The 13,690-nt window shown below is 72.0% G+C and carries 15 protein-coding genes and 1 tRNA gene; 8 read left to right on the top strand and 8 right to left on the bottom strand.

Features of this window, described 5'->3' with window-relative positions; genetic code table 11:
• Window positions 1-50: 50 nt before the first annotated feature.
• On the top strand, window positions 51-692 hold the full coding sequence (locus AC4MBH_RS13150) for a hypothetical protein (protein WP_491795337.1): 642 nt from the start codon (window positions 51-53) through the stop codon (window positions 690-692).
• On the opposite strand, the gene AC4MBH_RS13145 is transcribed toward AC4MBH_RS13150, so the two are convergent.
• Window positions 689-1,087, bottom strand: coding sequence for a hypothetical protein (locus tag AC4MBH_RS13145; protein ID WP_491795336.1), 399 nt, complete (start codon window positions 1,085-1,087; stop codon window positions 689-691). The two genes, AC4MBH_RS13150 and AC4MBH_RS13145, sit on opposite strands and share 4 nt — an antisense overlap.
• Window positions 1,084-1,260: a hypothetical protein gene (locus AC4MBH_RS13140; RefSeq protein ID WP_491795335.1), complete on the bottom strand. Its 177-nt coding sequence runs from the start codon at window positions 1,258-1,260 to the stop codon at window positions 1,084-1,086. The genes AC4MBH_RS13145 and AC4MBH_RS13140 overlap by 4 nt, the downstream gene beginning before the upstream one ends.
• A 108-nt stretch (window positions 1,261-1,368) precedes the next feature.
• Here AC4MBH_RS13140 and AC4MBH_RS13135 point away from each other — a divergent pair, with 108 nt between their 5' ends.
• Window positions 1,369-1,776 (top strand): GAF domain-containing protein, encoded by a 408-nt coding sequence (locus AC4MBH_RS13135; RefSeq protein WP_491795334.1) that lies wholly within the window; start codon window positions 1,369-1,371, stop codon window positions 1,774-1,776.
• A 78-nt stretch (window positions 1,777-1,854) separates the two neighbouring features.
• Entirely contained in the window at window positions 1,855-2,601 is a 747-nt protein-coding gene (locus AC4MBH_RS13130; protein ID WP_491795333.1) for a DUF8692 domain-containing protein, read from the top strand.
• Between the two features lie 9 nt (window positions 2,602-2,610).
• Here the strand turns inward: AC4MBH_RS13130 and AC4MBH_RS13125 are convergent, their stop codons facing one another.
• Entirely contained in the window at window positions 2,611-3,189 is a 579-nt protein-coding gene (locus AC4MBH_RS13125) for a GNAT family N-acetyltransferase (protein WP_491795332.1), read from the bottom strand.
• Window positions 3,190-3,287: 98 nt separating this feature from the next.
• Here AC4MBH_RS13125 and AC4MBH_RS13120 point away from each other — a divergent pair, with 98 nt between their 5' ends.
• Window positions 3,288-4,169: a hypothetical protein gene (locus AC4MBH_RS13120; RefSeq protein WP_491795331.1), complete on the top strand. Its 882-nt coding sequence runs from the start codon at window positions 3,288-3,290 to the stop codon at window positions 4,167-4,169.
• Window positions 4,170-4,261: 92 nt separating this feature from the next.
• Window positions 4,262-4,335, top strand: a tRNA-Pro gene (locus AC4MBH_RS13115).
• 213 nt (window positions 4,336-4,548) lie between these two features.
• On the opposite strand, the gene AC4MBH_RS13110 is transcribed toward AC4MBH_RS13115, so the two are convergent.
• The 3 genes from AC4MBH_RS13110 to AC4MBH_RS13100 are packed head-to-tail and all read right to left on the bottom strand — an operon-like array spanning window position 4,549 to window position 7,216.
• A complete protein-coding gene (locus AC4MBH_RS13110; protein ID WP_491795330.1) occupies window positions 4,549-5,733 on the bottom strand; it encodes an ABC transporter permease in 1,185 nt (394 codons plus the stop codon).
• Window positions 5,730-6,449, bottom strand: coding sequence for an ABC transporter ATP-binding protein (locus AC4MBH_RS13105; RefSeq protein ID WP_491795329.1), 720 nt, complete (start codon window positions 6,447-6,449; stop codon window positions 5,730-5,732). The genes AC4MBH_RS13110 and AC4MBH_RS13105 overlap by 4 nt, the downstream gene beginning before the upstream one ends.
• Window positions 6,446-7,216, bottom strand: coding sequence for a peptidoglycan-binding protein (locus AC4MBH_RS13100; RefSeq protein WP_491795328.1), 771 nt, complete (start codon window positions 7,214-7,216; stop codon window positions 6,446-6,448). The genes AC4MBH_RS13105 and AC4MBH_RS13100 overlap by 4 nt, the downstream gene beginning before the upstream one ends.
• A gap of 57 nt (window positions 7,217-7,273) precedes the next feature.
• On the opposite strand from AC4MBH_RS13100, the gene AC4MBH_RS13095 reads away from it, so the two are divergent.
• A complete protein-coding gene (locus AC4MBH_RS13095) occupies window positions 7,274-7,471 on the top strand; it encodes a hypothetical protein (RefSeq protein ID WP_491795327.1) in 198 nt (65 codons plus the stop codon).
• Between the two features lie 53 nt (window positions 7,472-7,524).
• On the opposite strand, the gene AC4MBH_RS13090 is transcribed toward AC4MBH_RS13095, so the two are convergent.
• Window positions 7,525-8,049, bottom strand: a complete 525-nt coding sequence (locus tag AC4MBH_RS13090) for a hypothetical protein (protein WP_491795326.1) — start codon at window positions 8,047-8,049, stop codon at window positions 7,525-7,527.
• Between the two features lie 190 nt (window positions 8,050-8,239).
• On the opposite strand from AC4MBH_RS13090, the gene AC4MBH_RS13085 reads away from it, so the two are divergent.
• Together AC4MBH_RS13085 and AC4MBH_RS13080 are read left to right on the top strand one after the other, a co-directional pair.
• On the top strand, window positions 8,240-8,920 hold the full coding sequence (locus AC4MBH_RS13085; protein WP_491795325.1) for a response regulator transcription factor: 681 nt from the start codon (window positions 8,240-8,242) through the stop codon (window positions 8,918-8,920).
• A 37-nt stretch (window positions 8,921-8,957) separates the two neighbouring features.
• Window positions 8,958-10,118, top strand: a complete 1,161-nt coding sequence (locus AC4MBH_RS13080) for a sensor histidine kinase (protein WP_491795324.1) — start codon at window positions 8,958-8,960, stop codon at window positions 10,116-10,118.
• Window positions 10,119-10,186: 68 nt separating this feature from the next.
• Here AC4MBH_RS13080 and AC4MBH_RS13075 read toward each other — a convergent pair whose 3' ends face one another.
• Window positions 10,187-13,582, bottom strand: a complete 3,396-nt coding sequence (locus tag AC4MBH_RS13075; protein ID WP_491795323.1) for an error-prone DNA polymerase — start codon at window positions 13,580-13,582, stop codon at window positions 10,187-10,189.
• Window positions 13,583-13,690 lie beyond the last annotated feature (108 nt).

Raw genomic sequence — 13,690 nt, 5'->3', positions numbered from 1 at the left:
AACCCGGCAGGGTGGGGCGGCTGCTCCCGCGGCGGCGCTTGCATACGGGGATGAAGCTCTACGCCGAGTCCACGCCCCGCTTCGCCGCCCAGCTCGCGGCCGACTTCGCGGTGGCGTGCTGGGTGGTGCTGTGGATCTGGCTCGGCACGGTCGTCCACGACGGCGTCGAGGTGCTCGCCGACCCCGGCGACCGGGTCGCGGCGGCCGCCGACGACCTGGCGGGCTCGCTCTCCGACGCCGGCGGCGTGCTCGACGACACCCCGGTGGTCGGTGACGAGGTCGCCGCGCCGTTCGACGAGGCGTCCGAGGCCTCGACCGCGCTCGGGGACGCCGGGGAGTCCGAGGCCGAGGCCGCGCGCCGGCTGGCGTTCTGGGCCGGTCTCCTGACGGCGGCGCTGCCGATCGCCTTCGCCGCCCGCCGCTACCTGCTGTGGCGGCTGCGCTTCCTCCTCGACGCCACCGCGGCCGACCGCGTGCGCCGGGGCGACGCCGACCTCGAGCTGTTCGCCTGGCGCGCGGTGACCACGATGCCGCTCAGCCGGGTCGTCCGGGTCAGTGACGACCCCGTCGGCGCGATCCGGCGCGGCGACCACGACGTCGTACGGCGCCTGGCCGCGCTCGAGCTGGCCCGCCTCGGGTTCTCCCCCACCCCGGCGCCCGCCGCACCCGCCGCACCGGCCGAGCGGGTCTAGCGCGGCACGACGTACACGTCGACCGTGTACGGCGACCAGTCGCACGCCACGTCGTCGTCCCCGGTCACCACGTCGAGGCGCAGCCCCTCGTCGTCCTCGACGACCCGGCTCGACTCGGTGCACCGGTGGTAGCCGCCGGCGACGACGACGTGCGTGGAGAGGTCGACGGCCGCGACCTCGACCACCTCGCCGGCCGGGCCGGGGAGCCGGGCCAGGAGGTCGGCCAGCCCGGCCTCGTCGTCGACGACCTCGCTCGGGCCGACCGCCTCGGCGAGCCGGGGGTGGTCGGCCTCGGAGAAACCGGCCACCAGGTCGGCGTCCACGGGCTCGGTGGGCGACAGGAAGGCGAGGACGCCGGCCAGGAGTGCGGCGAGGAGGTCGAGGTCGGGGCTCACGTCACTGGGACGCGGACCGCCTCCGTCTGGATCCCGGTCGTACGGGCAGGGGCCGTGTCGCGGTCACCGCGGTCACTGTCGCCACCAGCGTTGCTGCCGACGACGAGCATGATCACCAGGACCAGCAGGATCAGTCCCACGACCAGGCCACCGATGACGATCCGTCCACTCATGCCCCCACTGTGCTGTGACGGTGCCCGTGGCCACCGCACCCGAAGGGAGGTCGCTCGGGTGCCGACCAGCGCGCGAGGGTGGTTCACGTGCCGGTCTACCGTGCCCCGATGAGGTCCCGCGACGACGCCGTCGACGTCGGCGCGACCCTCGACCGGGCCCTGCGGCTCGGGTTGTGCGGTGTGGGCGGCCGGCTGGCACGGCCGCCGGGTTCGCTCGACGACGCGGTGGCCGCGACGTACGCCGAGCACGGCGAGCGCCAGGCGCTCCGGCTGCGACGCTTCGCGCTGGCTCCCGACGGCTCGGAGGTCTGGACCCGCGACGACGACGGGCTGTTCCACGTCGGCACGCTGCGGGGAGCCTGGCGTTGGGACGACGACCCGGAGGCCCGCACGGTCGACCTGCAGCACGTGCGCGACTGCACGTGGACCGCCCCGGCGGGCGTCGTGCCCGAGGCGGTGCTGGCGACGTTCGCCCGGGGCGGCCGGAACTTCCAGCAGGTCCGGGCACTGCCGTGAACCTGCCCTGGACCCGCGGTCGGCCTGGCCGCCCCGGGGGCCGCGGGCCCGGGGGTGGAGGGCTACTACAGTCCGGCCATGCTGTCGCTCCACCCGCTGCCGCTGCTCTGGCGCATCACCGCGGCCCTCATCGTGCTCCACGTGACGGGGGTGGCGGCCGAGCAGCTGTTCGGCGTGCCGCGGGTGGTCGGCCCGATGCGGCAGCTCGACCTCAACGCCGAGGCCAACCTCACCGCGTGGTTCGGCTCGTTCCTGCTGCTCCTCAGCGCGACCGTCGCGGCGGCGGTCGCGGTGGGCACCCGGTCTGCCGCCGACGGCCTGGGCCGCCGCTGGGTGGTGCTGGCGGTGCTGTTCCTGGTGATGTCGATCGACGAGACCGCCCAGCTGCACGACATGGCCACCGGTCCGCTGCGCCGCGCGCTGGACACCGACCTGGGCGTCTTCCACTTCGCGTGGGTGCTGCCGGCGCTGGTGGTGCTCGGCGCCGCCGCGCTGCACCTCGCTCCCCTGGTGCGCTCGCTGGCACCGGCCGAGCGCACCCGCCTGCTCGTGGCGGCGGGCGTCTACGTGGCGGGCGCGGTGCTCCTGGAGATGGCCGGTGGCCTGGTGGTCGACGTCGACGTCGCCGAGGACGGCTACACCCTGCCCTACCTCAGCGCCGTCACGCTCGAGGAGTCCTGCGAGCTGGTCGGCGCGGTGCTCCTGGTCGCCGCCCTCCTCGACATCGCGGGCCGGCGTGTCCCCGGGCTGGTCCTCGGCTTCGGGTCCGGCGCCGCCGGGCGCCGGGTCGAGATCGGGTCGAGCAGCACGACCCGCTCCTCCTGAGCCCTCCGCTCACAGGCTGCGACGCATCACCAGCCGGGGCATCCCGCTGGCCTGTGCGGCGGTCTCCCCCACCACCTCGAACCCGGCGTGGGCGAACATCCTCCGGGTGCCGACGAACGCCATCGTCAGGTCCATCCGCCGGTCACCGGGGTCGACGGGATAGGCCTCGACGGCGGGGGCCCCGCGCTCGGCGGCGTACGCCACGGCTCCCTCGATCAGTGGCGTGGTGATCCCCCGCCGGCGGTGCCCGCCGCGGACCACGACGCAGATGATGCTCCACACGGGGACGTCGTCGAGCGGGGTGATCAGCCGCGACCTGGTCAGCCGGGTGTTCTCGGCGCGCGGGCCGATGCTGCACCACCCGACGGGGGTGCCCGCGTCGTCGTACCCGACGACACCGGGCGGGTTGCGCCGCCGACCCAGCGCCCGGGCGGCGTCCTCGCGGCTGCCCCGGCCGAGCTCCTCGATCTCGCCGGCCGTCAGCCGGTGCGACAGGCACCAGCAGTGCGTGGCCCGGCGGCGCGGGTTGACCACGTCGGCGAAGTCGTCGAAGCGGGACGGGGTCACCGGGTGCGTCGTGAACGCCATGGGCCCAGTCAACCGCTCGCCGGGCCGTCGCAGGAGGGTGTCGTCCGGCGCAGGCATTCGGCGAACATCCCCCGTGGGCCTGCCGTACGGTCGTTCCCGTGGTGCACGCCCGACTGACGCCGATGCCGGGCGACGAGCTGGAGGAGTGGCGGGCGGCCCGGAGGGGCAGCCCGCGCGAGCTCCCCGGACCCGACGAGGCCCTGGAGGCCCTCGTCGTCCTCGTCGACGACGTCCCGGTCGGTGGAGTGCTCGTCGCCTGCAGCGAGGAGGACGGCCGCCGGCGGTGCTCGGTCCGGGCACTCGAGACCACCGTCCCCGCCGACGCGGCCGAGGTGTGGGCGGCGGTCCTGACCGCGATCGGGGAGCACGCGCGCGACGGCGGCGCCGACTCGGTGGTCACCGCCGTGCCGCCGCGGCTGGCCCCGGTCTTCCAGGCAGCCGGCTTCGAGACCACCGTGACCACCCACGCCAAGCGCCTCGACGCCGACGCGCAGTTCCAGGACGACCGCCGGGTCTCGGTGCGTCCCATGGACCGCGACGAGCGTCGCGCGTTCGCCGCCGATGCCGCCGGCATGCTGCGGACCGGGATGGTGGACGCCGCGCTGCTGCAGGGTCCCGACGTCTCCCGCGACGCTCTCGAGGAGCGGCTGCGCCGGTTGGGTGACGACCCCGCCCCCGCGGGCGAGGTGCTGCTGACGGGGACGGTCGAGGGACACCCCGTCGGCCGCGCGTGGGGGACGCTGGTCGAGCGCGACGGGGCCACCGAGCTCCTCGGCAACGTGATGGAGCTCTATCCCGAGTTCCGTGGGCAGCGCCTGACGCCGTCGTTCCTGGGCGCGATGTCCCGCCACGTGCGCAGCCTGGACGTGCGCGGCGTCCACCTGCGCCTGTACGGGCACGACGAGCGCGCTCGCAGGTCGTTCCTCGGCGCGGGTGTGGCGATGGCCGACGTGCACCTGAGGAAGGACCTCGACCGATGACCGTCCGGCGCCTACCGGTGCACGGCTGGCCGCTCGGCTGGGGTAGTGTGCGGCTTCGCTGATCGGTTCCTCCGGGGGCCACGTCAGCAAGGCGGGCTGTAGCGCAGCTTGGTAGCGCACCTGACTGGGGGTCAGGGGGTCGCAGGTTCAAATCCTGTCAGCCCGACCGAGAGAACCGGCTCCGACCAGCGGAAGCGCTGGCTCGAAGCCGGTTCTGCATCCACCGGCGATTCGGTGTGACGCTGAGCGGCGAAGGTAGCGGTTGACGTCATGAAGCCGACTTCTGAGCCCGTCGCTCGCGAGAGCCGCCCCGTCGCTCCTGCCCCGGGATCGCACGTCCCCGTGCCCCGCGGCCGGAGTCACGTCGAGCGCACCTCGCTCACCTGGCCAGCGCGGCTGTCGGAGGTGTCCGCGACGCCCGGAGGGCTGGGTAGACGCCGGCAGCCGCGCCCACGATCGCTGTTCCGCTGACTGCCACCACGACGACGACGGGTGACAGGGCGACCGGCCAGCTGTTCACGACCGCGAACACCACCGTGGTGGCGAGACCAAGGGCTGCCCCTGCGACGCCGCCGAGCAACGACAGGACGACGGCCTCGCTGAGGAACTGGACACGGATGTGTCGCCGGGTCGCGCCCAACGCACGGCGGAGCCCGATCTCCCGATGCCGCTCCAGAACCGAGACGATCATGGTGTTCGCTACTCCGATGCCGCCGACGAGCAGCGCGACGGCGCCCAGACCCACGAGCAGTGCCGTGAACGCCTCGTCGATGGCGGCCCGTGCCGCCAGCGCGTCGGACGGCCGGCTGACCTCGACCGCGCTCGGTGCGTCTGGACTGACCGTGCGCGGCAGGAGGTCCCGGACCTCATCCAGGCGGTCATCCGCAGACAGCTCGTAGATGGTCGTCGGGTGGCCGTCGAAGTCGTACAGGGTGGCCGCCGCCTGCTCGCCGATGAGCACGTCCTCGTTCAGCTCCGGGGCAAGGGGGGCCGGATCCAGGATGCCCACCACGGTGACGAACTGACCGCCGATCCACAGGCGGTGCCCGACGCCATGGACGCCGAGCCTCTCCGCGGACTTGGCGCCCAGCACCACGGCGGGCAACCCAGCTGTCGCCTCGTTGAGCCAGACGCCCTTCGCGAGCGTCGCGGAGGTGACCTCGAGCAGGCCCAGGTCGGCGGCGCGGAGCCCGATGGCTCGGGTCTCCCGCACGTCGGCGAACGGGGTCCGGTACGTCGGGACCTCCGGGATCAAGGCCGTGGAGCTGGCGTGGGTGACGCCGGCGATGCGCTTCACCTTGGCCAGCGCATCCTGAGGCAGGGGAGCTTCCTCACCGGTCAGTCCCGGCCCGGGGGAAACTCGCAGCATGTTCGTCCCGAGAGCGTCGAGCTCGGCGTCGACACGTGCCTGGCTGGACGTGGAGATCCCCACCACCGCGACCATGGCAGCGATGCCGATGGCGACACCGAGTGCTGAGAGCGCGGCACGAGATGGCCGGGCCCGCACGCCACTGGTCGCGAGCAGGACCGCATCGGCCCACCGGAGACGGGATCGGCTCCTCATCCGCCTGCCTCCTGCACGGCAGCCGCCTGCACGACAGCCGCCCGCGTGACGTCCTCCCGGATCCGGCCGTCCCGCATGCTGATCCTGCGGGGCAACAGGTCGGCCACGTCGGCGTCGTGGGTGATGACCACGATCGTCGAGCCGCGCGCGTGGAGGCTGGTGAGCAGCTCGAGAACCCCCGCCCCCGACGCGGAGTCGAGGTTGCCGGTCGGTTCGTCGGCCAGGACGATGCGGGGATCCGAGACGATGGCTCTCGCGATCGCGACGCGCTGACGTTCGCCACCGGAGAGCTGGTGCGGCAAGTGATCGGTCCGCGTGGCCAAGCCCACCCGCTCCAGGGCATGGCGGGCACGTTCGCGTCGCTCCCGCCGGGGTACTCCCGCGTACAGCATTCCGTCGGCGACGTTGTCCAAGGCGGGGACTCCGTCGGCAAGGTGGAACTGCTGGAAGACGAAGCCGATCTCATGAGCCCTCAGTGCGGACAGGGCATCGTCGTCGAGGGTGGCGACGTCCACGCCGGCGATCCGCACTCGTCCCGACGAGGGGAGGTCCAACGTCCCCATGACGTTCATCAGCGTCGACTTCCCGGAACCGCTCGGTCCCACGATCGCGACGAGCTCACCCTCGTCGATGCGCAGGTCCACACCGCGAAGGGCCAGGACGGCCGGCGCGCCGTAAGCGCGCTCGATCGCCTCGAGCTCGACGACGGCGCTCACGAGGGCACCACGACGGCGTCACCCTCGAGGAGCTCGCCGCCCGCGATCTCCACCATGCCCCCGGCGAAGGCGCCGAGCTCGACGACGACCGTCTCGAGTCCTTCAGGAGTCATCCGCTCCACGCCGTAAGCGTCGCGTGGTAGAGCGACGAGCGCTCCGACGGGCACCGACAGGACGTCCCTCTTGATCGGTTTGGTGAAGTCGAGCGAGACGTCGACCATGCTGAGCTTGCCGCCCACCTGGGGGTCGTCCAAGCGAATGGTCACTGGAATGACGGTCGTCGTCCCGGTGTCGGTCTCCTCCTCGTGGGGCGTACCGACGCGTGTGACCCTCCCCCTGGTGTGCGTGCCGTCGGGGAGCGAGACCGTGACCTCGGCGCCGAGGACCGCGAACTCCCGGTTCTCCGTCGTCAGGTCCGCGACCACCTGCTTGTCCGGCGCACTGACTCTCAGCAGGGGTGTTGCCGCCCGGTCGCCCAGACTGGCCAGCTTCTCCCTCACGACGACGGCACCAGGTGACACCGCGAGGTCGGCGGGGTCGACCGTCCCCGTCTCGGGTACGCCGAGGTCCTCCTGCCACTCCTGCACCGCGTCAGTGGTCGACCACCCCCACTCGTCGTCCGGCTCCACGTCCGAGTAGCCCAGTGCGGTCAGGTTCCGTTCCAGCTGTGCGATGTCGGGACCGTCCGTCGCGTTGGAGCTCAAGGGACGCCACATGGGAAAGTCACCGAGGACCAGGACCACGGGAGAGTCGTCGATCCGGAACACGGTCCCGCCTCGGCCGATCACCGTTCCTACCCCTGGGAGCCAGGTCACGGTCCCTTCGTGCCCCGCAAGCTCCCGACTGGCGATGTGAACCAACTCCCCCTGACTGGACAGGGACGCGACGAGATCCTGACGAGTCACGTCTTCGACCTTGATCCCGGGGGGCAGCTGCTGGGTGTCGGAGCGGGGAGCGTCGCCGTCCGCGGGTCCGCGCGTGATGGCGACGACCCCGACGATGACGACGACGCTGAGCGCTGAAACGGCTCCTACTGTTCGACTTCGCGTCGTTGACCGACTCAGAGGGCGCCCTGTCACGGGGCACTCGTCGCTGCGCCGAGGCCGCAGGCCTCTGCGATCTCGGGACTCATGTCGGGCAGGGCCATGCCCTCGCCGGGCCCGGGGTCCTCCACGTCGAGGCCTTGCTCGCGCAGGCACTCAGCCATCTCCAGCTGACCCTCCAGCACCTCTTCCTCGGACTGGCCCTCGGCGACCGGCGGCTCGCCGACTTCGCCCATGCAGGTCTCGCTGGCGGCTTCGAACGCCGCCATGTCGATCTTGTCGGGGTCGATGCCGGCCACTGCGCCGCCCTCGGTGGGGTCGGGAACGTCGATGCCGTTCTCGCGCATGCACGAGGCAAACGCGATCTGCCAGTCCATGCTGTCCTGCTCGGTGCCTTCGTCCGGCGACGACACCGGCTCGTCGTTCCTGGACTGATCCTGGCTGGTGGACTCCGGCGCGGCTGAGCCGTCCCCGTCGCTGCACCCGCTGATCAGCAGGGCGAGGACGGAGATGGCGCTGGCGACGAGCAGGGCTGGCATTCGGCGCATCCGGTGCATGTACGTCTCCTTCGGTACGGCACCGGCTCCTCCGGCGCAGGACGTCATCAGAGCCGAGCCGGGGTTGTCGGGGAGTCAGGAGATCCTCAGACGTTTTCCTTACCCTGTTGCTGATGAGATGGCTCTGCGCAACCACGCGCGCGCTCGGTGCAGCCGACGACGTGACACGGGGTGCCAGCCGAGGAGCGAGATGCGGGTACTAGTCGTTGAGGACGAGGTCTACCTGGCTGAGTCCATCGCCGCCGGTCTGCGCCTGGAGGCCATGTCCGTCGACATGGTGCACGACGGCGGGACCGCACTCGAGGCCCTGCGTGAGGTGGAGTACGACGCTGTGGTGCTCGATCGTGACCTCCCCGTCGTCGGCGGCGACGAGGTCTGCCAGCGCATCGTGGAGAAGGACGGCGGGCCCGCCGTCCTGATGCTCACTGCCGCACGAACCCTCGACCAGAAGTTGCACGGGTTTCACCTCGGCGCGGACGACTACCTGGCCAAGCCCTTCGACTTCCCGGAGCTGGTGGCCCGGTTGCGCTCGCTGAACCGCCGAGGTCCTCGTGCCGACCCCCCGGTGCTGACGGTCGCCGACGTCCGGCTCGATCCCTTTCGCCGCGACGTGTACCGGCAAGATCGCTTCGTCAGGCTGACGCGCAAGGAGTTCGCCGTGCTCGAGGTCCTGATGCGTCACAAAGGCGGTGTGATCAGCGCCGAGACACTGCTCGAGAAGGCTTGGGACGACAATGCCAACCCTTTCACCAACGCGATCAAGGTCACGGTCAGCACGCTGCGCAAGAAGCTGGGAGAACCGCCGATCATCGCGACCGTGCACGGGGTCGGGTACCGGATCGTGACGGACCAGACAACGCACCGTGGCTGAACGGGGTGCGCTCGTGCCGCGTAGGTACACCCAACCGGTGCGCCTGCGACTAGCGCTGACGCTGGCCGCCATGCTCGTCCTGGGGGGCCTGGCGATCATCGCTGCGATCTACGTCGTGATGCGGTGGGGCGTGAGCTACACCTTTCCGTCGACGGCCGCTACGGCAGCATCGACGGAGGAGCTCCCGGTCCTCCCTGATGACAGGCCGGCCTCGACCGAGGCGGTACGCGGGGTTCAGGTCGATTCGAGCAACGACCTGACGCGCACGCTGCTGCTGATCTCGGTTCTCGTGCTCGCGTGTGTGAGCTGCGTCGGCGCACTTGCCGCGTGGGTCGTGGCCGGAAGGGCGCTCATGCCGCTGCAGACGATCACCCGAGCGGCGAAACGTGCGTCCCAGGGCCATCTCGATCACCGCGTGGGCAGCACTGTCGACATGCGCGCCAGCGACGAGCTCAGTGACCTCGCCACGACCTTCGACGAGATGCTGGAGCGCCTGGAGCTGTCGTTCCATTCTCACCAACGGTTCGCCGCCAATGCATCTCACGAGCTGCGGACTCCCCTGGCGATCACGAAGGCCATGATCGACGTGGCGCTTCGCGACCCCGGCACGGAGGTGTCTCCTGCGCTGCTCCACCGGCTGGCCGAGACGAACACGAGAAGCATCGAGATAGTCGAGGCGTTGCTCGATCTCTCCGACATCGAGAACACGGACCTGGCTGTGAGCTCGGTGGCACTCGACGACCTGGTGGTCGACGCATGGGAGGAGCTGCGGGCGCTGGGAGAGCTCAAGCGTCTTTCCGTTGACGTCCGTCTCGACGAGGCCCGGGTCGTGGGGGATCCAGTACTCCTGCGCCGGGTGGTGTTCAACCTGCTCCAGAACGCCGTTCTCCACAACGTGGAGGGCGGAACCGTCCGGATAGGCACGGCTGTCACAGCCGCGCGGAGCGAGCTGCGGATCGAGAACAGTGGACATGCCCTCGACCACCAAGAGGTCTCCCGCCTCGGCGAGCCGTTCTACCGACCGCAAGGACGGTTGATGCGGGGCGGTCACGGTTTGGGACTGGCGATCGTGAAGAGCATCACGGCGGCACACCACGCAGACCTGCAGGTGCAGCCAGGCGACGACGGCGGACTCAAGATCGTGTGGTCGGCACCCTCGAGGTCTGAGCGCGAAGCGCAAGCGGCCTCCAGCGTGTGAGTCGCCCGGGCCGCGCTCCGTACCGGGCCGCTCGGAGTCGAGGGTTCGCGCCGACCGTTCGCGCCGCCTCAGCGGAAGTCGCGGGACGACGCCCGGGCCTGCAGCACGGCTCCGGCGCCGGGGACGACGACGTCGATGCCCTCGACCCGGTCGGCGATCAGGTTGGTCACGCCCTCGTTGCGCTCGAGCGTGCCGCGGATGACCACCGCGACCCGGTTGCGGGCGGCCTGGCGGTGGACGCGCATCACGCCGACCGAGCAGACGACGTTGAGCATCCCGGTCTCGTCCTCGAGGTTGAGGAAGGTGACCCCCATCGCGGTGCCGGGTCGCTGGCGGTGGGTGACCAGGCCCCCGACGTGGACCCGTCGCCCGGACTCGGTGGTCTGCAGGTCGGCGACCGACCGCACGCCGGCCCGACGCAGCTCCTCGCGCAGGTGCTCGACCGGGTGCCGCTCGGGTGAGACCCCGGTGGCCCACAGGTCGGCGAGGGTGATCTCGGGCTCGCTCATGCCGGGCAGCATCGGCGCGTCGGGCGCCGGCGTCGTGCCGGGGAGGTGGGCGGCGTCCTCGGCGAACCCGGCTGCCCAGAGCGCCTGGCGCCGGTCCATGCCCCACGACTCGAACGCCCCCGCGGTGGCCAGTGCCTCGAGCTGGGCGGAGGTCAGTCCCGCGCGCCGGGACAGGTCGGTCACGCCCGTGTACGCCGCCTCCTCCCGCGCCGCGACGATCCGGCGGGCCACGTCGAGCCCGATGCCACGCACGGAGTCGAGCCCGAGCCGCACGGCCAGCGCGCCGTCGCGGCGGTGGGTCAGGGTCGGGTCGGTGGAGCGGGGGTCCCACTCGGTGCGCTCGAACCGCGGCCGGCAGCACTCCTCGAGACCGGTCGCCGCGACGGGACCATCGGCGACGGGCTCGAGACCCGCCTGGGCCCCGGAGCGGACGACGTCGGGACGGCGTACGTCGACGCCGTGGCGCCGCGCGTCGCCGACCAGCGACTGCGGGGAGTAGAACCCCATCGGCTGGTTGCGCAGCAGCCCGGCCAGGAAGGCCGCGGGGTAGTGCAGCTTGAACCACGACGAGGCGTAGACCAGCAGCGCGAACGACAGCGCGTGCGACTCGGCGAACCCGAAGTTGGCAAAGGACAGGATCTTGACGTAGATCGAGTCGGCCTGGTCGCCGACGAGCCCCCGCCGGGCCATCCCGGCGTACAGCTTCTCCTTGATCGACTCGATGCGCTCGACCCCGCGCTTGGAACCCATCGCCCGGCGGAGCAGGTCGGCGTCGTCGCGGCTGCAGTCGCCCAGCGCCACGGCCATCGCCATCAGCTGCTCCTGGAACAGCGGCACCCCGCGGGTGCGCTCGAGGACCGGCACCAGGTCGGGGTGGTCGTAGGTGACGGCCTCCTGGCCGGTGGCGCGCCGGACGTAGGGGTGCACGGCGCCGCCCTGGATCGGGCCGGGCCGGATCAGCGCGATCTCGATCGCGAGGTCGTAGAACTCGCGTGGCCGCAACCGCGGCAGGGTGCCGATCTGGGCCCTGCTCTCGACCTGGAAGACCCCGATGGAGTCGGCGCGGCACAGCATGTCGTAGACGGCCGGCTCCTCCTTGGGCATCGTGGCGAGGGTCCACCGCTCCCCCAGGTGCTCACCGACCAGGCGCATCATGTGGTCGAGGGCGCCGAGCATGCCGAGCCCCAGCAGGTCGAACTTCACCAGCCCCATCGACTCGCAGGCGTCCTTGTCCCACTGCAGCACGGTGCGCTTGTCCATCCGGGCCCGCTCGATCGGGCACACCTCGCCGATCGGTCGCTCGGTCAGCACCATCCCGCCGGAGTGGATGCCGAGGTGGCGCGGCGCGCCCATCAGCTCCTCGGCCAGCGCCACCACCGCCGGTGGTACGTCGTGGGCGGCCGGGTCGCCGGCGTCACCGGTGACCACCGCCTTCCAGCCGTCGATCTGCTTGGACCAGGCGTCCTGCTGGCCCTGGGAGTGGCCGAGCGCCTTGGCGGCGTCGCGCACCGCCATCCGCGGTCGGTAGCCGATCACGTTGGCGACCTGGGCGGCGTTGTGGCGGCCGTAGGTGTCGTAGACCCACTGGATCACCTCCTCGCGCCGGTCGGAGTCGAAGTCGACGTCGATGTCTGGCTCCTCGTCGCGGTGAGCGGAGATGAACCGCTCGAACGGCAGCCGGTAAAAGACCGCGTCGACGGCGGTGATGCCCAGCGCGAAGCAGACCGCCGAGCTCGCCGCCGACCCCCGCCCCTGGCAGAGGATCCCGCTCTCGCGGGCGAACGCGACGATGTCGTGGACGATGACGAAGTAGCCGGCGAAGTCCTTCTCGCCGATGATCCGCAGCTCGTGCTCCATCCGCTCCCGCGCCTCCCGCTCGTGGGGGACGCCGGCGTAGCGCTCGGCGAAGCCGCGCTCGCTGATCACCCGCAGCCACGAGTCGGCGGTGTGGCCCTCGGGGATCTGCCGCTTGGGCAGCCCGGGCGAGGCCTTGCGCAGGTCGAAGGCCAGCTCGTCGGCCAGGGTCACGCTGCGCTCGACGGCGTGCGGGTAGGGCGCCAGCGCCGCCGCCGTCTCGGATCCGCTGCGCAGGTGGGCCGAGGCTGACAGGTCGAGCCAGCCGTCGAGCTCGGCCAGGCTGCGCCGCGCCCGCACCGCCGCCATCGCGGAGGCCAGCCGGTGCTGCCGGGGCGTCGCGTGGTGGACGTTGCCGGCGGCGACCACGTCGAGGCCGTGGGTGGCGGCGAGCCGGGCCAGCGCGGCGTTGGTCTCGTCGTCGCCCGCCCGCGGCGACAGCTCGACCAGCACGTCGTCGAGCCCGAACAACGCGGTGAGCCGGTCGAGCGCAGCGGCGGCCGCCGGCTCGCCGCCCCGGGCCAGCGCCTGGCGCACCGCCCCCTTGCGGCAGCCGGTGAGCACCACCCAGTGGCCGCGGCCGCGCTCCCCCAGCTCGTCGAGGTCGTAGACGGGACGCCCCTTCTCGTCGCCGCGAAGGTGGGCGTCGGTCATCGCGGCCGCCAGCCGGTGGTAGCCGTCGACGCCACGGGCGAGCACCAGCAGGTGGGTGCCCTCGGGGTCGGGCACGCCGTTCTGCGGACCGCTCAGGCCCAGCGACAGCTCGGCGCCGTAGACGGTGAGCAGGTCGTACGCCGCGGCCGCCTCGGCCAGCATCGGGGCGCCGTAGAAGCCGTCGTGGTCGGTGATCGCCAGGGCATGGAGGCCCAGCCGCACGGCCTCCTCGACCAGCTCGGCCGGCGAGCTCGCGCCGTCGAGGAAGCTGTAGTGGCTGTGGCAGTGCAGCTCGGCGTACGGCGTGACGCCCGCCGGGCGGGAGATCTCGCGCGCCTCGGTGGCCCCCCGCTTGCGGCGGGAGACCGGGGCGTCGTCGGCACCCGGCAGGCCGCTGAGCCGACGCTCGAGCTCCTTCCACGTCATCGTGGGGTTGTTCCAGGCCATCAGGAACCGACTCCCCAGCCCACGCCGGTCGAGCCGGGCGAGCGCCAGCGAGCCCGAGTCGAGACCCGGTGAGGTGCGCAGCCTGCGGGGGTCTCGACTCGCGGAGAC

It is taken from the genome of Nocardioides sp. WJ219 (assembly GCF_058559815.1).
Note: the sequence above shows the minus strand (reverse complement) of the source record. Positions and strands in the feature narration are given on the sequence as shown.

Excerpts from the sequence above, each read along its gene's own strand:
- AC4MBH_RS13150 (WP_491795337.1), top strand. The coding sequence starts at position 51 with ATGAAGCTCTACGCCGAGTCCACGCCCCGCTTCGCCGCCCAGCTCGCG.
- AC4MBH_RS13140 (WP_491795335.1), bottom strand. The coding sequence starts at position 1,260 with ATGAGTGGACGGATCGTCATCGGTGGCCTGGTCGTGGGACTGATCCTG.
- AC4MBH_RS13135 (WP_491795334.1), top strand. The coding sequence starts at position 1,369 with ATGAGGTCCCGCGACGACGCCGTCGACGTCGGCGCGACCCTCGACCGG.
- AC4MBH_RS13130 (WP_491795333.1), top strand. The coding sequence starts at position 1,855 with ATGCTGTCGCTCCACCCGCTGCCGCTGCTCTGGCGCATCACCGCGGCC.
- AC4MBH_RS13125 (WP_491795332.1), bottom strand. The coding sequence starts at position 3,189 with ATGGCGTTCACGACGCACCCGGTGACCCCGTCCCGCTTCGACGACTTC.
- AC4MBH_RS13110 (WP_491795330.1), bottom strand. The coding sequence starts at position 5,733 with ATGAGGAGCCGATCCCGTCTCCGGTGGGCCGATGCGGTCCTGCTCGCG.
- AC4MBH_RS13090 (WP_491795326.1), bottom strand. The coding sequence starts at position 8,049 with ATGCACCGGATGCGCCGAATGCCAGCCCTGCTCGTCGCCAGCGCCATC.
- AC4MBH_RS13085 (WP_491795325.1), top strand. The coding sequence starts at position 8,240 with ATGCGGGTACTAGTCGTTGAGGACGAGGTCTACCTGGCTGAGTCCATC.
- AC4MBH_RS13075 (WP_491795323.1), bottom strand. The coding sequence starts at position 13,582 with ATGGCCTGGAACAACCCCACGATGACGTGGAAGGAGCTCGAGCGTCGG.